Source organism: Streptomyces sp. NPDC059452, from assembly GCF_042750035.1.
GTDB lineage: Bacteria > Actinomycetota > Actinomycetes > Streptomycetales > Streptomycetaceae > Streptomyces.
The window spans coordinates 1-14,603 of record NZ_JBHYVE010000006.1 but is presented as its reverse complement, the minus strand read 5'-3'; the positions used below and the strand labels follow the sequence as shown (position 1 = coordinate 14,603).

Sequence of the window (14,603 nt, the reverse complement as noted above, 5' to 3'; positions counted from 1 at the left end):
GTCTCCGTACCGGCAGCGGCAGCGGCAGCGGCAGGAGATAAGGGCCGGGCGTACGTCCCCGTACGCCCGGCCCCTGCTCCGCCCTGCCCCGCCCAGTCAGCTCAGCTCAGCTCAGGAATTTCCTGGCGATCAGCTCAGGAAGTCCCGGGCGATCGACTCGGCCGCCCGTTCCAGCAGCGGTCCGGCCTGGGCCATCGAGACGGCCGGGTCCGGTTCCAGCTCGGCCAGGGCGTAGGCACGCGCGATGCCCGCCCCGCTCAGCGCCTCCGGGGAGAGGGCGAGCCGGCCGCAGACCGCGACGACCTCGATCCCGGCCTCCCGGGCGGCCGCCGCGACCCCGGCCGGGGCCTTGCCGTGCAGGGTCTGCTCGTCGAGCGAGCCCTCGCCGGTGATGACGAGGGTGGCGCGGGCGAGCGCGGGGGCGAAGCCGAGGACGTCGAGCATGACCTCGATGCCGGGCCGGAAGCGGGCCCCGAGGGCGACGAGCGCCCCGTACCCGATGCCTCCGGCCGCTCCGGCGCCGGGCAGGGCCGCCGTCTCCGGCCCCAGGACCGAGGCGTAGTGCGTCAGGGCCGCGTCGAGGACCGCGATGTCCTCCTCGCTCGCGCCCTTCTGCCGCCCGTACACCTCGGGCGCGCCCTTGGGCCCGGTCAGCGGGTTGTCCACATCGCTGGCCAGGACCAGGTCGACGCCCTTCAGGCGCGGGTCCAGCCCGGAGAGGTCGGCCTCGGCCAGGTCGGCCAGTCCTCCGCCGCCGGGGCCGACGGGCTTGCCGTCCGCGTCCAGGAAGCGGGCCCCGAGCGCGGCGAGCATGCCCGCGCCGCCGTCCGTGGTGGCACTGCCGCCGACCCCGAACACGATGGTGGTCGCCCCGGCGTCGAGGGCGGCCCTCAGCAGTTCGCCCGATCCGTACGTGGTGGCCGTGAGCGGGGCGAACACCCCGTCGGGCAGGTGCTGGAGGCCCGAGGCCTCGGCCATCTCCACCACGGCGGTGGCTCCGCGCAGCGCGTACGCCGCCGTCACCGGGTCCCCGAGGGGCCCGGTCACCCGCGCCTCGCGGCGCTCGAACCCGGCGGCCAGCGCCGCCGCGACCGTGCCGTCGCCGCCGTCCGCGACGGGCAGGGTCTCCACCCGTACGCCGGGGACGACGCGCCGCAGCCCGGCCGTCACCCGCTCCGCGACCTGTACGGCCGTGAGCGAGCCCTTGAACTTGTCCGCCGCGACGAGCACGCGGGCGGTCTCCACATCTGCTCCGTCCGTCACCTTGCATCCCTTGCCTTCGAACAGAGTCGCGCCGCCCCGACCCTATCCGCACGCCCCCTGATCTGCCCATGGCCGTCCGGAACGGCCCGCCACTACGCTGTCGGCCGTGACCACGAACGACGCCGACTACGCCACGTACATCGCCGGGCTCCCCCGGGTCCTCGCCGCCGCCGCGTGCCTCTTCCGCGACGCGGAGGGCCGGGTCCTGCTCGTCGAGCCGAACTACCGCGAGGGCTGGGCGCTGCCCGGCGGAACGGTCGAGTCGGAGACGGGCGAGGGCCCCCGGCAGGCCGCCCGGCGCGAGACGGTGGAGGAGACCGGGCTCGATCTGGCGCCCGGCAGGCTGCTCGCCGTCGACTGGGTGCGGGGCGGCGGCCGGCCGCCGATCGTGGCGTACCTGTACGACGGCGGGGTGCTCACCCCGGAGCAGTTCGCGGCGATCCGGCTCCAGGAGGCGGAGCTGCTGTCCTGGAAGCCGGTGGCCCCGGCCGAGCTGGGCGGCTATCTGCCGGGTCCGCTGGAGAGGCGGGTGCGGGCGGCGCTGGACGTGCTGGAGTCCGGCGGCTCCACGGCGGAGCTGGAGGACGGGAACCGGGTCGGGTAACACGTGGAGGGCGTCAGCCCTGCTGGGCCTCGGGCTTGGTCTCCACGTCCCGCACCGACTGCTCGCGGTCGGCGATCAGCGCTTCGGTGCGGTGGCCGCGGGCGATGTAGTCGCGCACCACCAGCTCCACGGCATCCTGCGGGTTGCCCACCCCCGCGAGCACCATGACTTCGACGACGAGTTCGGCGTCCAGACTGACGCTCACCTTGGCCATGGCGGGACCCTACACCGGCGAAATCCGCTCGCGGACCGTGTTCCCGCATCCTTACGCTCGGCGCATGACCCTTGTCGCGATCCTCAGCGGTGCCGGTATCTCCACGGACTCCGGCATCCCCGACTACCGGGGGCCGAGCGGGGTGTGGCGCGAGGACCCGGAGGCCGAGAAGCTCGTCACGTACGACTTCTACATGGCGGATCCGGAGATCCGCCGCCGCTCCTGGCTGCTGCGCCGCACCATGGCCGCCCGGAACCCCGAACCGAACGCGGCCCACCGGGCGGTGGCGGAGCTGGAGCGGTCGGGCACCCCGGTCCGGGTGCTCACGCAGAACATCGACGGGCTGCACCAGGCGGCCGGGCTGCCCGCCCGCAAGGTCCTCGAACTCCACGGCACGGCACGGGAGGTGACCTGCACCCGCTGCCACGCCCGCTCGTCGATGGACGAGGCCCTGGAGCGCGTCGAGGCGGGCGAGGCGGACCCGGCGTGCACGCTCTGCGGCGGGATCCTGAAGGCGGCGACGGTGATGTTCGGCGAGCCGCTGGACCCGCAGGTGCTGGCCGACGCGATGGCGATCGCCAAGGGGTGCGAGGTCTTCGTGGCGGTCGGCTCGACGCTCCAGGTGCAGCCCGCCGCCTCGCTCGCCGGGATCGCGGCCGAGCACGGGGCGCGGCTCATCGTGGTGAACGCGGAGCCGACCCCGTACGACGCACTCGCGGACGAGGTCGTACGCGAGCCGATCGGTACCGCCCTCCCGAAGCTCCTGGCGGGACTGGCCGCGAGCTGACCTGCGGCTTCAGCCCTCCAGCCCCGCCCGGACCCGGCGCGAGGGCTGGAAGACGTACAGGTCGAGGATGTCCGGGGCGTCCGCGAGACCCGGGCCGCCCGCCGACGCCCAGGTGATGATGTCCTGCTCCGCGTGCTCGTCGTTGACCAGGCCCAGCCAGACCGGGCGGCCCCCGGCGCGGCGGCCCTCGGAGGAGGGCTGGACGACGATCACGTTGCCCTGTTCACAGGCGTCCAGGCATTCGACGGCCCGTACGGTGGCGGCGCCCTCCAGACCGGAGCGGAGCCGGGTGAGCTGGGCGGCGTGGTCGACGCCCGGGATCTTCTCCGTGCCGCAGCAGCAGCCCCGGCAGACGCTCACGGTGGGGCGGGGAACGCCCTGGGCGGGCACGTCCTTGCGGGGGCGGCTGCTCATGCGGGCACTTTCCGGTCGGCGTCGGCAAAGGGGCGGGGGCGACCACCAGGGGCCCGGTGATCAACGCGACTCTACCGAGGGGCCCCGGCCTCGAACACCTGCGCCCCTCCCCGGCCCGGTGGGGTAGTGTTGATGGCTGCGAAGGGGAGTAGCCCCGCAAACCGGTCGTCGACACACTGGAACCCCCGGGTTCCCGGTGGCCGGGCTCGTGGGTCCTGGACAGGGATCCCACGGGTGGGCGAGACCTTCGGTCCTGTATGACACGTCCACGCCCTGTGGGCGCTGCCGTCATGCCGGGCCGAGTGGTCCTCCGAAAAGCCCGAGCGGCGCTTCGCGAAGATCCGGGGCCCGGCTCGCACAGAAAGCCACCCGGAATGCACCTCGACCCTCTGGCGATCATCACCGCCTTCGGGCTGATCTTCCTCGCGGAGCTCCCCGACAAGACGATGTTCGCGTCGCTGGCCATGGGCACGCGGATGCGCCCGCTCTACGTGTGGTTCGGCACGTCGTCCGCGTTCATCGTGCATGTCGCCATCGCCGTGGGCGCGGGCAGCCTGATCGGACTGCTGCCCGACTGGACCGTCAAGCTCGTCTCGGCCTCGCTCTTCGCGTTCGGCGCGTTCATCCTGCTGCGCGGCAGCGGCGGGGACGACGGGGACGAGACCGAAGTGAAGACGGTGACCGGTTTCTGGCCGGTCTACTCGACCGCGTTCATGGCGGTCTTCATCAGCGAGTGGGGCGACCTCACCCAGATCACCACCGCCAACCTGGCCGCGAGCAACGGCACCTGGTCCACCGCGATCGGTTCGGCCGCCGCCCTGATGTCCGTCTCGGCCCTCGCGCTGCTCGCGGGGAAGTTCATCGCCAAGCGCGTACCGCTGAAGACCGTGCAGCGCATCGGCGGGATCTGCATGCTGGGCCTCGCGATCTGGACGGCCGTGGAGATCTTCACCGGCTGACGGCGGTCAGGCCGCGCCGAGCCTCTCAGGGGCGTACCGCTTGTGCCGAGCCTCTCAGGGGCGTGCCGCTCGTTCGGTACGCCCCTGAAAGCGCTGCTCAGAACAGCGCCTGCACCCCGTCCCGTACGCCACCGCTCTCGAAGGCGAGCAGCCGCTGCTTGCGGTCCAGGCCGCCGCCGTAGCCGGTGAGGCTGCCGGAGGCGCCGATCACCCGGTGGCACGGCACGATGATCCCGACCGGGTTCTTGCCGTTGGCCAGGCCGACGGCCCGGGAGGCGCCCGGCTTGCCGAGCTCCTCGGCGAGTTCGCCGTACGTACGCGTCTCGCCGTACGGGATCTTGCTCAGCTCCGCCCAGACGCTCCGCTGGAACGGGGTGCCGTGCAGGGCGAGGGGGAGGTCGAAGGTGGTGAGCTCGCCCGCGAAGTACGCCGTGAGCTGGCTGATCACCTCGGGGAAGGGTTCCGGGTCGGGGACCCCGAAGGTCTCCTCGGGTGGGCGGTGGCGCTGGTCGGTCATGTAGAGGGCCGAGAGGACGCCGTCGGTGGCGACGAGCGTCAGCGGGCCGTAGGGGCTGTCGAGGACCGTGTGCTGCTTGGCAGTCATGAGGCGCTTCCTCCGTCAGGCGGGCAGGTGGTTGATGGGGTGGTCGTCCACGGTCCAGAGGTACTGGACGGCGTACGCGCGCCACGGGCGCCAGTCGGCGGCCCGTACGGTGAGGGCGGCGGGGGTGGCGGGCAGGCCGAGGCGTTCGGCCGCCCGGCGGATGCCGAGGTCGGTGGGGAGGAAGGCGTCCGGGTCGCCGAGGGCCCGCATGGCGATCGCCTCGACGGTCCAGGGGCCGAAACCGGGCAGCGCGGAGAGTTCGGCGCGGGCCCGTACCCAGTCGGTGTCGGGGCCCAGGCGGAGCGTCCCGTCGGCGAGGGCGGCGACCAGGGTGGTGAGCGTGGTGCGGCGGGTCCGGGGCAGGGCCAGGGACTCCGGGTCGAGCCCGGCGAGGGCCTCGGGCGTCGGGAAGAGATGGGTGAGCCCGCCCTCGGGGTCCTCGACGGGTTCGCCGTGCGCGGTGACCAGGCGGGCCGCGTGGGTGCGGGCGGCGGCGGTGGAGACCTGCTGGCCGAGGACCGCGCGTACGGCGAACTCGGCGCCATCCACCGTACGCGGCACCCGGCGCCCGGGTCCCGCGTCGACCAGCGGGGCGAGCAGCGGGTCGGTGCGCAGCCGGTCGTCCACGGCGACCGGGTCCGCGTCCAGGTCCAGGAGCCAGCGGGACCGGCTGATGGCCCGGGTGAGGTCGCGGGGGTCGGTGAGGGAGAGCCGGGCGGCGATGTGGCCGGGCTGCGGGGTGAGGGCGACGATGCCATGGCCGTACGGGAGGGTCAGCGTGCGGCGGTAGGCGCCGTCGCGCCACTCCTCGACGCCGGGGACGGCGGTCGCGGCGAGGTGGCCGAAGAGGTTGCTGGGGTTGAGCGGGGCCCGGTACGGGAGGCGGAGCGTGATCACGCCGGGGGTGGCGGGGGCCAGGGGGCCTCGGGCGGCCCGGGTGCGCAGTTCGCCGGGGGCCAGCGCGAAGACCTCGCGGACGGTCTCGTTGAAGGTGCGGATGGAGGAGAACCCGGCGGCGAACGCCACCTCGGCCAGGGGCAGGGCGGTGGTCTCGATGAGGACGCGGGCGGTCTGGGCCCGCTGGGCGCGGGCCAGGGCCAGCGGTCCGGCGCCCAGTTCGGCGAGGAGCTGGCGTTCGATCTGCCGGGCGGAGTAGCCGAGCCGGGCGGCGAGGCCCGGGACGCCCTCGCGGTCGACGACACCGTCCCGGATGAGCCGCATGGCGCGGGCCACCGAGTCGGCGCGGGCGTTCCACTCGGGGGAACCGGGGCTGGTGTCGGGGCGGCACCGTTTGCAGGCCCGGAATCCGGCCTGCTGGCAGGCGGCGGCGCTCGGGTAGAAGGTCATGTTGCGGACCTTGGGCGGCACGACGGGGCAGCTGGGGCGGCAGTAGATCCGAGTGGTGAGGACCGCGGTGAAGAACCAGCCGTCGAAGCGGGCGTCCTTGGAGTGGACGGCCCGTACGCAAGCCTCGGTGTCGGTGTGCATGGTTCCAGGATGGGTCACCGGTCAGGGGCCTGGCTGGCGGAAATCCGACATGGGCCTCGGTGACCCGGGGCCGCTGGGGCCCATGCAGTCGACGGCCAGGCCCTGTCACCTCCTCGGCAGGCATCGGCTCAAGGGCGGGGCGCCTGAGGGATGTAGCGGCGGAAGCCCTCGGCCAGGGCCTGGAAACCGCACGCTTCGTAGAAGGTATGGACGTACGCGTCATCCGCCGCCAGCAGCTGCACCTTGTAGCAGTCGGCCGACTCGCCCAGTCGGACGGCGGTCTCCATCAGATGACGGCCGACACCACGGCGCTGGAAGGAGCCGGCCACCACGACGTTCTCCACGAACAGGATGGACCGGCCGCCGCGCGTGAGGTTCGGCAGGACGATGCAATCCGCCGTGCCGGCCACGGTGTCACCGGCATCGGCCACCAGGACCGTCCGTCCCTGCTGCCTCGATACAGCCGCCCAGATGGCATCTGCGGACGCCTGGGGCAAGGGGGCATCATCCGGGTTCAACTCGCTGTAGAGAGCCAGCAACGCCGACAGGTCGGCCTCGACCGCCGACCGCACAGTGATCTTCATACGCTGAGCCTAGAACGGGCACCGTCCACTCGTCCCGGCCGCTGCCCGCCAGGACGAGCAACTGCACCGGCTCCGGAACCCTGGGGCTCCGCGGGTCAGCCGCGCATCGCGAGGACTTCCTCGAACTCCACGTACGCGTGCGCGTCGAAGAGCACGAACCGCACCTCCTCGACGGGCGCCACCGTCTCCGCGAGCACCGTGCGCACGGCGATCCGCGCGCCGTCGTCCATCGGCCAGCCGTAGATGCCGGTGGAGATCGCCGGGAACGCGACGGTCCTGGCCCCCAACTCTGCTGCCAGGCGCAGCGATTCGCGGTAACAGGAGGCGAGCAGCGCGGAGCGGTCCTGGGCTCCGGAGAAGACCGGGCCGACCGTGTGGATCACCCAGCGGGCGGCCAGGCGTCCGGCGGTGGTGGCGACGGCGCGGCCGGTGGCGAGGCCCTTGCCGTACTGCGAGGCGCGCAGCTCCCGGCAGGCGGCGAGGATCTCGGGTCCGCCGCGCCGGTGGATGGCGCCGTCGACCCCGCCGCCGCCGAGGAGCGAGGAGTTCGCCGCGTTGACGATGACGTCGACGGCCTGGTCGGTGATGTCACCGCGGACCAGGCGGACCGCGGGGGAAACGGAGGTGCTCATGCGGACATCATGCCGCGCGCCGTGCACCCGCGCCGCCCACAGCGGCTGATTCAGGAGGCGCGCAGCCGCCGCCATACGGCCTTGGCGGCGTGGTGGCCGGACATGCCGTGCACACCGGGCCCGGGCGGGGTGGCCGAGGAGCAGAGGAAGACCGCCGGGTGCGCGGTCGCGTACGGGACACGGGCGAGCTTGGGGCGGATCAGGGTCTGGAGTCCCGAGAAGGCGCCGCAGGCGATGTCGCCGCCGACGTAATTGGCGTTGCGGGCGGCGAGTTCGGGCGGGCCGGAAACCGCGCGGGCCAGCACCAGGTCGCGGAACCCGGGGGCGAAGCGCTCCAGTTGGCGCTCGATGACGTCGGTGGCGTCGCCCTCCCACCCGGCCGGGACGTGCCCGTACACCCAGAAGACATGGCTGCCTTCGGGGGCCCGGGAGGGGTCGGTGAGGCTCGGCTGGGCGGTGATGAGGAAGGGGACGCTGGGGTCGCGGCCCTCGACGGCCGCCTTGAGCGCGGTGTCGATGGTCCCGGCGTCGGGGCCGATGTGGACGGTTCCGGCGCGGCGGGCGGCCTCGGCGGTCCAGGGGACGGGGCCGGAGAGCGCGTAGTCGATCTTGAAGGCGGAGGCGCCGTAGCGGTAGTGGCTGTAGGCGGAGCCGAGGCCCGCGATCCGGGCGAGCGCGGAGGGCGAGGTGTCGAAGATGTAGGCGCGGGCGGGCGGGAGTTCGTCCAGCCGCTTGACCTCGCTGTCGGTGCGGATGGTGCCGCCCTGTTCGCGGACGTAGGAGGCGAGGGCGTCCGCGATGGCCTGCGAGCCGCCGCGCGGGATGGGCCAGCCGTTCTCATGGGCGGCGAGCGCGAAGACGAGGGCGATGGCCGAGGTGGCGAACCCGCTGGTGGGAGCTATGGCGTGGGCGGCGAGCCCGGCGAACAGGCCGCGCGCCTTCTCGCCCTGGAAGCGCCGGGAGACCCAGGTGGCGGGCTGGACGCCGAGCAGGCCGAAGCGGGCCAGTCGGTACGGGTCGCGGGGCAGCCCGATCCAAGGGGTGCGGAGGAAGTCGGCGGCCAGGGTGTCCCAGCGGCCGACGAAGGGGGCGAGGAGGCGGCGGTAGGCCCCGGCGTCGGCGGCCCCCAGCGTCATCGCGCTCTCGCCGACGGAGCGGGTGAGGGCGGCGGCGGTGCCGTCCGGGAAGGGGTGGGCGAGGTCGACCTCGGGGTGCAGCCACTCCAGGCCGTGCCGGGCCAGGGGCATCGCCCGGAAGGCGGGCGAGCCGATCCCGAGGGGGTGCACGGCGGAACAGGGGTCGTGCCGGAACCCCGACAGCGTCAGCTCCTCGGTGCGGGCACCCCCGCCGACGGTGCCGTGGGCCTCGTGGACCTCCACGGCGAAGCCCCTGCGGGCCAGTTCGGCCGCGGCGGTCAGCCCGTTGGGCCCCGCCCCCACGACGACCGCATCGAGCATCGAGGGCACCTTGGGACTCCTTCGTCGGCCGACAGGCGGAAACCCCAGGATATTCGGGCGCACCGACAACGCGGACGCGGGGACCCCGGGGCCGGGGGCGGACGTGTCAGCCGCCCGCCCGCAGCGCGGCCAGGATGCGCTGAGCGGTGGGCTCGTCCCGGGCCGCCGTGAACGGCAGGTCGTTGCCGCCCGCGATCAGGTACGGAGCGCCGGACAGGGTCGCCTGGGCGCCGCCCGCCTCGGTGACCAGGAGCAGCCCCGCCGCGTGGTCCCAGGCGAGCTCCCAGTTGAAGGCGATGGCGTCCTGGGCACCGCGCGCGACGGCAAGGTACTCCAGCCCGGCCGAGCCGCAGGGGCGCGGGGCGATGCCTTCGGTGCGCAGGCCCAGCAGGGCCTTCTTCTGGGCCTCGGTGGTGTAGTCGGGGTGCGACATCGCCACGTTCAGTACGGCGCCGGGGGCGGGCGCGCCGGAGCGTATCGGTGTGCCGTTCAGCGTGGCGCCCCGGCCGCGTACGGCGACGGCCATCTCGCCCAGGACCGGTGCGTACGTCCAGGAGGCGTGGACCTCGCCGTGCTGGGCGAGGGCGACCAGGGTGCAGAACCCGGCCTCGCCCCGGACGAACTGGCGGGTGCCGTCGACCGGGTCGACGATCCAGACGGGGGCGTCGCCGCCGAGGGCGTCGTAGACCGCCGGATCGGCGTGCACGGCCTCCTCGCCGACGACGACCGAGCCGGGCAGCAGCTTGGTGAGGGCGGCGGTGAGGTGCCCCTCGGCCAGCCGGTCCGCCGCGGTGACCAGGTCGTGCGGGCCGCTCTTCTCGATGATCTCGTGGGCGGCGAGCTTCCGGTGGCGGGGCAGGATCTCGGCCGCGGCGGCGGCGCGTACGGCGGCCTCGACCTCGGCCAGCGGTCCGGAGTGCCCGGCGGTCCCGTACAGGAAGTCATCGATCATGGCTCCAGCTAAGCACGGCCCGTCGAGGCCTCCTCGGGTGGGCGGGGCGGCCCGCACAGCCCACCATGTTGATTAGATTCAGTAATCAGTGAATTATGAAGGAGCGCACGAACGGGCAGTGGACGCAAGAGGAGAGAGCAGAAGAGACGTGACCCCCCTCAGAGACGTGACCCCTCTCATCGAATGTACGGACGTCACCAAGAAGTTCGGTGACTTCACCGCGCTGAGCCGACTGAACCTGACGGTCCCCCGGGGCGTGGTCTACGGGTATCTCGGCCCCAACGGAGCGGGCAAGAGCACCACGATCCGGATGCTCATGGGCCTCTCCCGGCCCACCTCGGGCCGGGTCCGGGTGCTGGGCCAGGACCCGACCGGCCCCGAGGTGCGGCGGCGGATCGGCTATCTGCCCGGCGAACTGCGCCTCGACGAGCGGCTGACCATCGGGCAGACCCTGACCTCCTGGGGGCGGCTGCGGGGGCTGGCCGACACCGCCTACCGGGACGAACTGGCCGAGCGGTTCGGCGTCGACCCGTCCCGGCAGGTGCGCGGCCTCTCGACCGGCAACCGCCGCAAGGTCGGCCTGGTGGGCGCCCTGATGGCCAGGCCGGAGCTGCTGATCCTGGACGAACCGACCAACGGGCTCGACCCGTTGATGCAGCAGGTGTTCCTGGCCACCGTCGAGGAGGCCCGGAACAACGGCCAGAGCGTGCTGCTCTCCTCGCACGTCCTCTCCGAGGTCGAGCGGGTCGCCGACCTGGTCGCGGTGCTCCAGGGCGGCAGACTCGCCGCCTCCGGCCCGACGCGCGAGCTGCGCCGGGAGGCCGCGCAGCGCTTCCACATCACCTTCGCGGAGGGCCAGGACGTACCGCTCACCGCGCTGGCCGCCCTGGCGGGCGCGTCGGCGGTGGAGCGGCGGCGGCCGGAGAGCCGGGAGGTCTCCCTGGCGTGGACCGGCTCGCCGGACGGGCTGCTCCGGTTCCTGGCGGACCACCGGATCGCGACGCTCACCGCACCCGAACCGGACCTGGAGGAAGCGTTCCTGGAGTACTACCAGCAGGACGCCCCGGACCGCCGGAACCCCCGCCCCCTCTCCCCCACCCGTGACGGGTCCCCGTGATCAAGGCCGCCCCCGGGCCGGAAGGGAAACACATGTCATCGCCCAGCTCGGAGATCTTCCGGCGCGGAGTACAGATCCAGCGGCGCACCCTGATCGCCTGGTCGGCCGCGCTGGTCCTGCTGGCCCTCTCCGTCGTCGGCGCCTGGCCGTCGATGGAGAGTTCCGGCGCCCTGGAGGAGTTCGCCTCCGGCGTCTCGCCGGAGGTGGCCGCGGCGTTCGGGATCGACCAGATCAGCAGCGCGAGCGGCTACTTGAAGGGGAACCTGTACGCGGTCCTGCTGCCGCTGCTCCTCGGCCTGATGGCCGTGACCGGCACCACCGCCCTGACCGGCGGAGACGAGGAGGCCGGGCGGCTCGAACTGCTGCTGGCGCTGCCGGTGGCACGCCGCCGGGTCTTCCTGGTCCGCTTCCTCTGTGTGGCCTTCGGCCTGGTCCTCACCAGCGTGCTGGTCTGGCTGTCGGTGTACGGCTCGGTCCTCGCGTACGACATGGACGTCTCCACGGGCGGGGTGGCCGCGGTGACGCTGACCGTCGCCCTGCTGGCCGTGGTGCACGCGGGGATCGCGTACGCCGTCGTCGGGTTCGGCCTCGGGCGGGGCCCCGCGCTGGGCGTGGCGGCAGGCGTGCTCGTCGTCGGGTACCTGCTGCACGCCATCGCGCCGCTGTCCGAGGCCCTGGAACCGCTGGCGAACCTCTCCCCCTGGGAGTGGGCGCTGGGCGGCGACCCGCTCGTCAGCGGTGTCCCCTGGGGCGGGGTGGCGCTGCTGGCGGCCGTCTCCGCGGCCGCCGTCGCCGTCGGTACGTACGCCGTGGACCGGCGCGACATCAAGAACGCCTGAACCGGCCCGTGCACAGGCACGGAGCGGCCCGGCACTCCCCCGGCGGGGGTGCCGGGCCGTCCGCGTCGGCGGACGCGGAACCGGACGACGGACGACGGACAGCGGGCGGCGGCAGGCGGCAGGCGGACAGCGAACCCGGAGGGCGGGCGCGGCGGGGAGACTATTCTGATCCGATGCCGATGAACGGGGCCGACCGGCTGCCCGTCGCCTTCCCGAAGGCCTGAGAACCCAGGACCGCTGCCTTCCTGAAGGCCCGAGAACCCAGCGAGACCATGACTGATCACGAAAGCACCGCCGACGCCGGATCGCCCGCCCCCGGCCCCGACGGGTTCAGCGACGCGGAAGCCTCCTTCATCAGCGAGATGGGTTCGCTGATGGAGCGCTGGGGGCTCCCGCAGGCCACCGGCCGCCTCTTCGGCTACCTCCTGCTGCGCAACAAGCCGGTGGACCTCGACACCATGACCCGCGAGCTCGGCCAGGCCAAGAGCGGACTCAGCGTGGCCGCACGACAGTTGGAGGCCTGGACCCTGGTGCGGCGCTCCACCCGGCCCGGCAGCAGGCGGATCGATTACGAGGCGGTGGGCGACCTCCAGCACCTGCTGCTGGTGAACAACGCCCATATGCGCAAGTTCACCGAGACGCTGAGCTCCGGGATCCCGGTGGCCCACGGCGAGGCCCGGGAGCGGCTGGCCTCGCTCGCCGACCTGTTCAACGGGTTCGTGGAGCAGACGGAGTCACTGGTGGCCGCCTGGGAGGCCCGGCGCGGCGCCTCCTGAGCCTGCCGCCTCACCCGTACGGGACAGGGGGCAGCGCCTCCGGACGGCCCGATCGCCCGCGCGCGCCCACCGGTTTCTTACGGGACCGGGGCGCGCGGGCGATCAGCCCGCGTCAGCTCCAGTCCCGCTGGACGGGCGGCTCGCAGAGCTCCAGAACCACCGCACCCGACTCCGGCTCCTCACCCGCGAGGGGCTTCACCCGGGCGCCGACCGTCACCATCTGCGGTGCGGCGCCGACGACCTGGCAGCGGAAGACGAACCCCTCCGGGAAGCGGACCAGGGATTCGTTGCGCGCCGCCTCGGTGTAGCGGTGGACCACGGCGGTCCGTACGACCACCCCGTGGCCGGTGGTGCGTTCCGGCTCCAGTTCGCTCGACGCGCACACCGGGCACAGCAGCCGCCGGAAGGAGGCGGTACCGCACCAGCGGCAGCGGTTGTAGGAGAGGCCGCACTCCTCGTGCGCCTTCTGGACGGTGCCCATTGCTGCCTGAGACACGGATCGACCCCCTGCGCTCGACTCGGACGCGCCGCACCTGGCTGTTCGGCGCGTCCGCACCATATGGCACTGAGTGCCGGAGAGTAAAGGCACTGAGTGCCGATTATTACCGAGTTTTCGCCGCCGGTACGGGATCGGCGGCGGCTCGGCCGCTGACCGGCCGCCGATCGGCTACGGCTCAGCCCTCACCGACGGCCGCCTCGATCTGCTGCACGACGCGCCACATCGGAGTGCCTTTGGCCGCCACCATGACGATGACCTCGTTGTCGCCGGACCCGGTGGTGGTGACACCGGCCGGCGCCGGTTTCTCCCGTGCGGGCGACGGACCGGCGGGCCGCTCCCACACCTTCCGCACCAGGTCGAGCGCATGGTCCACAGCCACCTCGGGATCCCCCGCGCCGCCCGAACGCAGCCACAGCCGCAGCCCGTTGTTGTGCGCGGCGACCACGGACGCGGCGATGACCTCGGCGCGCAGCTCCCCGTCCCCGTCCGCACCAAAACGGCCCCGGAGGTGACCGGCGAGCGTCTGCTCGTAGCGCCGCACCACCGACAGTTCGTACGTCCGCAGTCCGGGCACCTCGCGGGTGAGCCGGTAGCGCTGTACGGAGAACTCTGGGTCGGCCGCGTACATCCGCAGCACGATCCTCGCCGCGTCGCACACCGCGCCCACCGGATCGCTGTCGTCGACGGCGGCCAGGAACTCCGTCATCTCGGCGAGCGCACCCTCGTGATCCGGGAAGACCACGTCCTCCTTGGAGGGGAAGTACCGGAAGAAGGAGCGCCGCCCCACCCCGGCCCGCGCCACGATGTCGTCGACCGTCGTCCGCTCGAAGCCCCGCTCCAGGAAGAGCTGGAAGGCCGCCTGGGCCAGCACCTCCCGCATGGGCGCCTTCTTCTCGGGTCCGCGTGGCTCGCTCATGCGGCGAAACGTAGCACCGGAAGGGCTCTTTTGGCACTGGGTACCTTTACAGAGGGTACTGAGTACCATAAGGTCACCCTTACGAAACCACACCCAGGTGGAACCGGGCCTGATCGGCAGGGGCCACACCCAGGTAGGCAGGAGAGCCGGCGTGAGCTTGAGGATCGTTGTCTGTGTGAAGTACGTGCCCGACGCGACCGGTGACCGGCATTTCGCCGATGACCTGACGCTGGACCGTGAGGATGTCGACGGTCTGCTGTCGGAGCTGGACGAGTACGCGGTCGAGCAGGCGTTGCAGATCGCGGATGCGGCGGACGATGCGGAGATCACTGTGGTGACGGTGGGTCCGGAGGATGCCAAGGACGCGTTGCGCAAGGCGTTGTCGATGGGTGCGGACAAGGCAGTTCACGTCGAGGACGACGATCTGCACGGCACGGATGCGATGGGGACGTCGCTGGTGCTGGCGAAGGCGGTCGAGAAGACCGGTTATGACCTGGT

The 14,603-nt window shown here is 72.9% G+C and carries 18 protein-coding genes; 7 read left to right on the top strand and 11 right to left on the bottom strand.

What is annotated here, in order from left to right; all coding sequences use genetic code 11:
• Positions 1-129: 129 nt before the first annotated feature.
• Positions 130-1,245, bottom strand: a complete 1,116-nt coding sequence (locus ACFW9Z_RS10800; protein WP_384638229.1) for a glycerate kinase — start codon at positions 1,243-1,245, stop codon at positions 130-132.
• Between the two features lie 124 nt (positions 1,246-1,369).
• Between ACFW9Z_RS10800 and ACFW9Z_RS10795 the strand changes: the two genes are divergently transcribed.
• The gene (locus ACFW9Z_RS10795) at positions 1,370-1,867 is read left to right on the top strand and encodes an NUDIX domain-containing protein (RefSeq protein WP_384637612.1); all 498 of its coding nucleotides are present in this window, start codon (positions 1,370-1,372) and stop codon (positions 1,865-1,867) included.
• A gap of 13 nt (positions 1,868-1,880) precedes the next feature.
• On the opposite strand, the gene ACFW9Z_RS10790 is transcribed toward ACFW9Z_RS10795, so the two are convergent.
• Positions 1,881-2,081 carry a DUF2191 domain-containing protein gene (locus ACFW9Z_RS10790; RefSeq protein ID WP_384637609.1) on the bottom strand — a complete coding sequence of 67 codons (201 nt, stop codon included), beginning with the start codon at positions 2,079-2,081 and terminating at the stop codon, positions 1,881-1,883.
• 64 nt (positions 2,082-2,145) lie between these two features.
• Between ACFW9Z_RS10790 and ACFW9Z_RS10785 the strand changes: the two genes are divergently transcribed.
• Positions 2,146-2,868 carry an NAD-dependent deacetylase gene (locus tag ACFW9Z_RS10785; RefSeq protein WP_384637607.1) on the top strand — a complete coding sequence of 241 codons (723 nt, stop codon included), beginning with the start codon at positions 2,146-2,148 and terminating at the stop codon, positions 2,866-2,868.
• A gap of 9 nt (positions 2,869-2,877) precedes the next feature.
• Here the strand turns inward: ACFW9Z_RS10785 and ACFW9Z_RS10780 are convergent, their stop codons facing one another.
• Entirely contained in the window at positions 2,878-3,282 is a 405-nt protein-coding gene (locus ACFW9Z_RS10780) for a (2Fe-2S) ferredoxin domain-containing protein (RefSeq protein ID WP_384637604.1), read from the bottom strand.
• Positions 3,283-3,656: 374 nt separating this feature from the next.
• Between ACFW9Z_RS10780 and ACFW9Z_RS10775 the strand changes: the two genes are divergently transcribed.
• Positions 3,657-4,241, top strand: a complete 585-nt coding sequence (locus ACFW9Z_RS10775) for a TMEM165/GDT1 family protein (protein WP_384637601.1) — start codon at positions 3,657-3,659, stop codon at positions 4,239-4,241.
• A 97-nt stretch (positions 4,242-4,338) separates the two neighbouring features.
• Here ACFW9Z_RS10775 and ACFW9Z_RS10770 read toward each other — a convergent pair whose 3' ends face one another.
• From ACFW9Z_RS10770 to ACFW9Z_RS10745, 6 genes are all read right to left on the bottom strand, one after another.
• Positions 4,339-4,845 (bottom strand): methylated-DNA--[protein]-cysteine S-methyltransferase, encoded by a 507-nt coding sequence (locus ACFW9Z_RS10770; RefSeq protein ID WP_384637598.1) that lies wholly within the window; start codon positions 4,843-4,845, stop codon positions 4,339-4,341.
• Between the two features lie 15 nt (positions 4,846-4,860).
• Positions 4,861-6,333 (bottom strand): AlkA N-terminal domain-containing protein, encoded by a 1,473-nt coding sequence (locus ACFW9Z_RS10765; RefSeq protein WP_384637595.1) that lies wholly within the window; start codon positions 6,331-6,333, stop codon positions 4,861-4,863.
• Between the two features lie 128 nt (positions 6,334-6,461).
• Positions 6,462-6,917, bottom strand: a complete 456-nt coding sequence (locus ACFW9Z_RS10760; protein WP_384637591.1) for a GNAT family N-acetyltransferase — start codon at positions 6,915-6,917, stop codon at positions 6,462-6,464.
• A 95-nt stretch (positions 6,918-7,012) separates the two neighbouring features.
• Positions 7,013-7,549, bottom strand: coding sequence for an O-acetyl-ADP-ribose deacetylase (locus tag ACFW9Z_RS10755; protein ID WP_384637588.1), 537 nt, complete (start codon positions 7,547-7,549; stop codon positions 7,013-7,015).
• 50 nt (positions 7,550-7,599) lie between these two features.
• Positions 7,600-9,015, bottom strand: a complete 1,416-nt coding sequence (locus ACFW9Z_RS10750; protein WP_384637585.1) for a phytoene desaturase family protein — start codon at positions 9,013-9,015, stop codon at positions 7,600-7,602.
• A gap of 97 nt (positions 9,016-9,112) precedes the next feature.
• Positions 9,113-9,958: an inositol monophosphatase family protein gene (locus ACFW9Z_RS10745; protein ID WP_384637582.1), complete on the bottom strand. Its 846-nt coding sequence runs from the start codon at positions 9,956-9,958 to the stop codon at positions 9,113-9,115.
• 148 nt (positions 9,959-10,106) lie between these two features.
• Here ACFW9Z_RS10745 and ACFW9Z_RS10740 point away from each other — a divergent pair, with 148 nt between their 5' ends.
• The 3 genes from ACFW9Z_RS10740 (at position 10,107) to ACFW9Z_RS10730 (ending at position 12,690) form a co-directional block, all read left to right on the top strand.
• Complete coding sequence (locus tag ACFW9Z_RS10740) at positions 10,107-11,075, top strand: ABC transporter ATP-binding protein (RefSeq protein ID WP_384637579.1); 969 nt, start codon at positions 10,107-10,109, stop codon at positions 11,073-11,075.
• A 32-nt stretch (positions 11,076-11,107) separates the two neighbouring features.
• Positions 11,108-11,914 (top strand): ABC transporter permease, encoded by an 807-nt coding sequence (locus ACFW9Z_RS10735; RefSeq protein ID WP_384637576.1) that lies wholly within the window; start codon positions 11,108-11,110, stop codon positions 11,912-11,914.
• Between the two features lie 272 nt (positions 11,915-12,186).
• Positions 12,187-12,690 carry a GbsR/MarR family transcriptional regulator gene (locus ACFW9Z_RS10730; protein ID WP_384637573.1) on the top strand — a complete coding sequence of 168 codons (504 nt, stop codon included), beginning with the start codon at positions 12,187-12,189 and terminating at the stop codon, positions 12,688-12,690.
• 112 nt (positions 12,691-12,802) lie between these two features.
• Here the strand turns inward: ACFW9Z_RS10730 and ACFW9Z_RS10725 are convergent, their stop codons facing one another.
• Positions 12,803-13,171, bottom strand: coding sequence for a Zn-ribbon domain-containing OB-fold protein (locus ACFW9Z_RS10725; protein ID WP_384638226.1), 369 nt, complete (start codon positions 13,169-13,171; stop codon positions 12,803-12,805).
• Positions 13,172-13,364: 193 nt separating this feature from the next.
• On the bottom strand, positions 13,365-14,069 hold the full coding sequence (locus tag ACFW9Z_RS10720; protein ID WP_384638223.1) for a TetR family transcriptional regulator: 705 nt from the start codon (positions 14,067-14,069) through the stop codon (positions 13,365-13,367).
• Between the two features lie 187 nt (positions 14,070-14,256).
• Here ACFW9Z_RS10720 and ACFW9Z_RS10715 point away from each other — a divergent pair.
• Positions 14,257-14,603: electron transfer flavoprotein subunit beta/FixA family protein (locus ACFW9Z_RS10715; RefSeq protein ID WP_384637570.1), on the top strand; the 347-nt coding region annotated here is incomplete at its 3' end.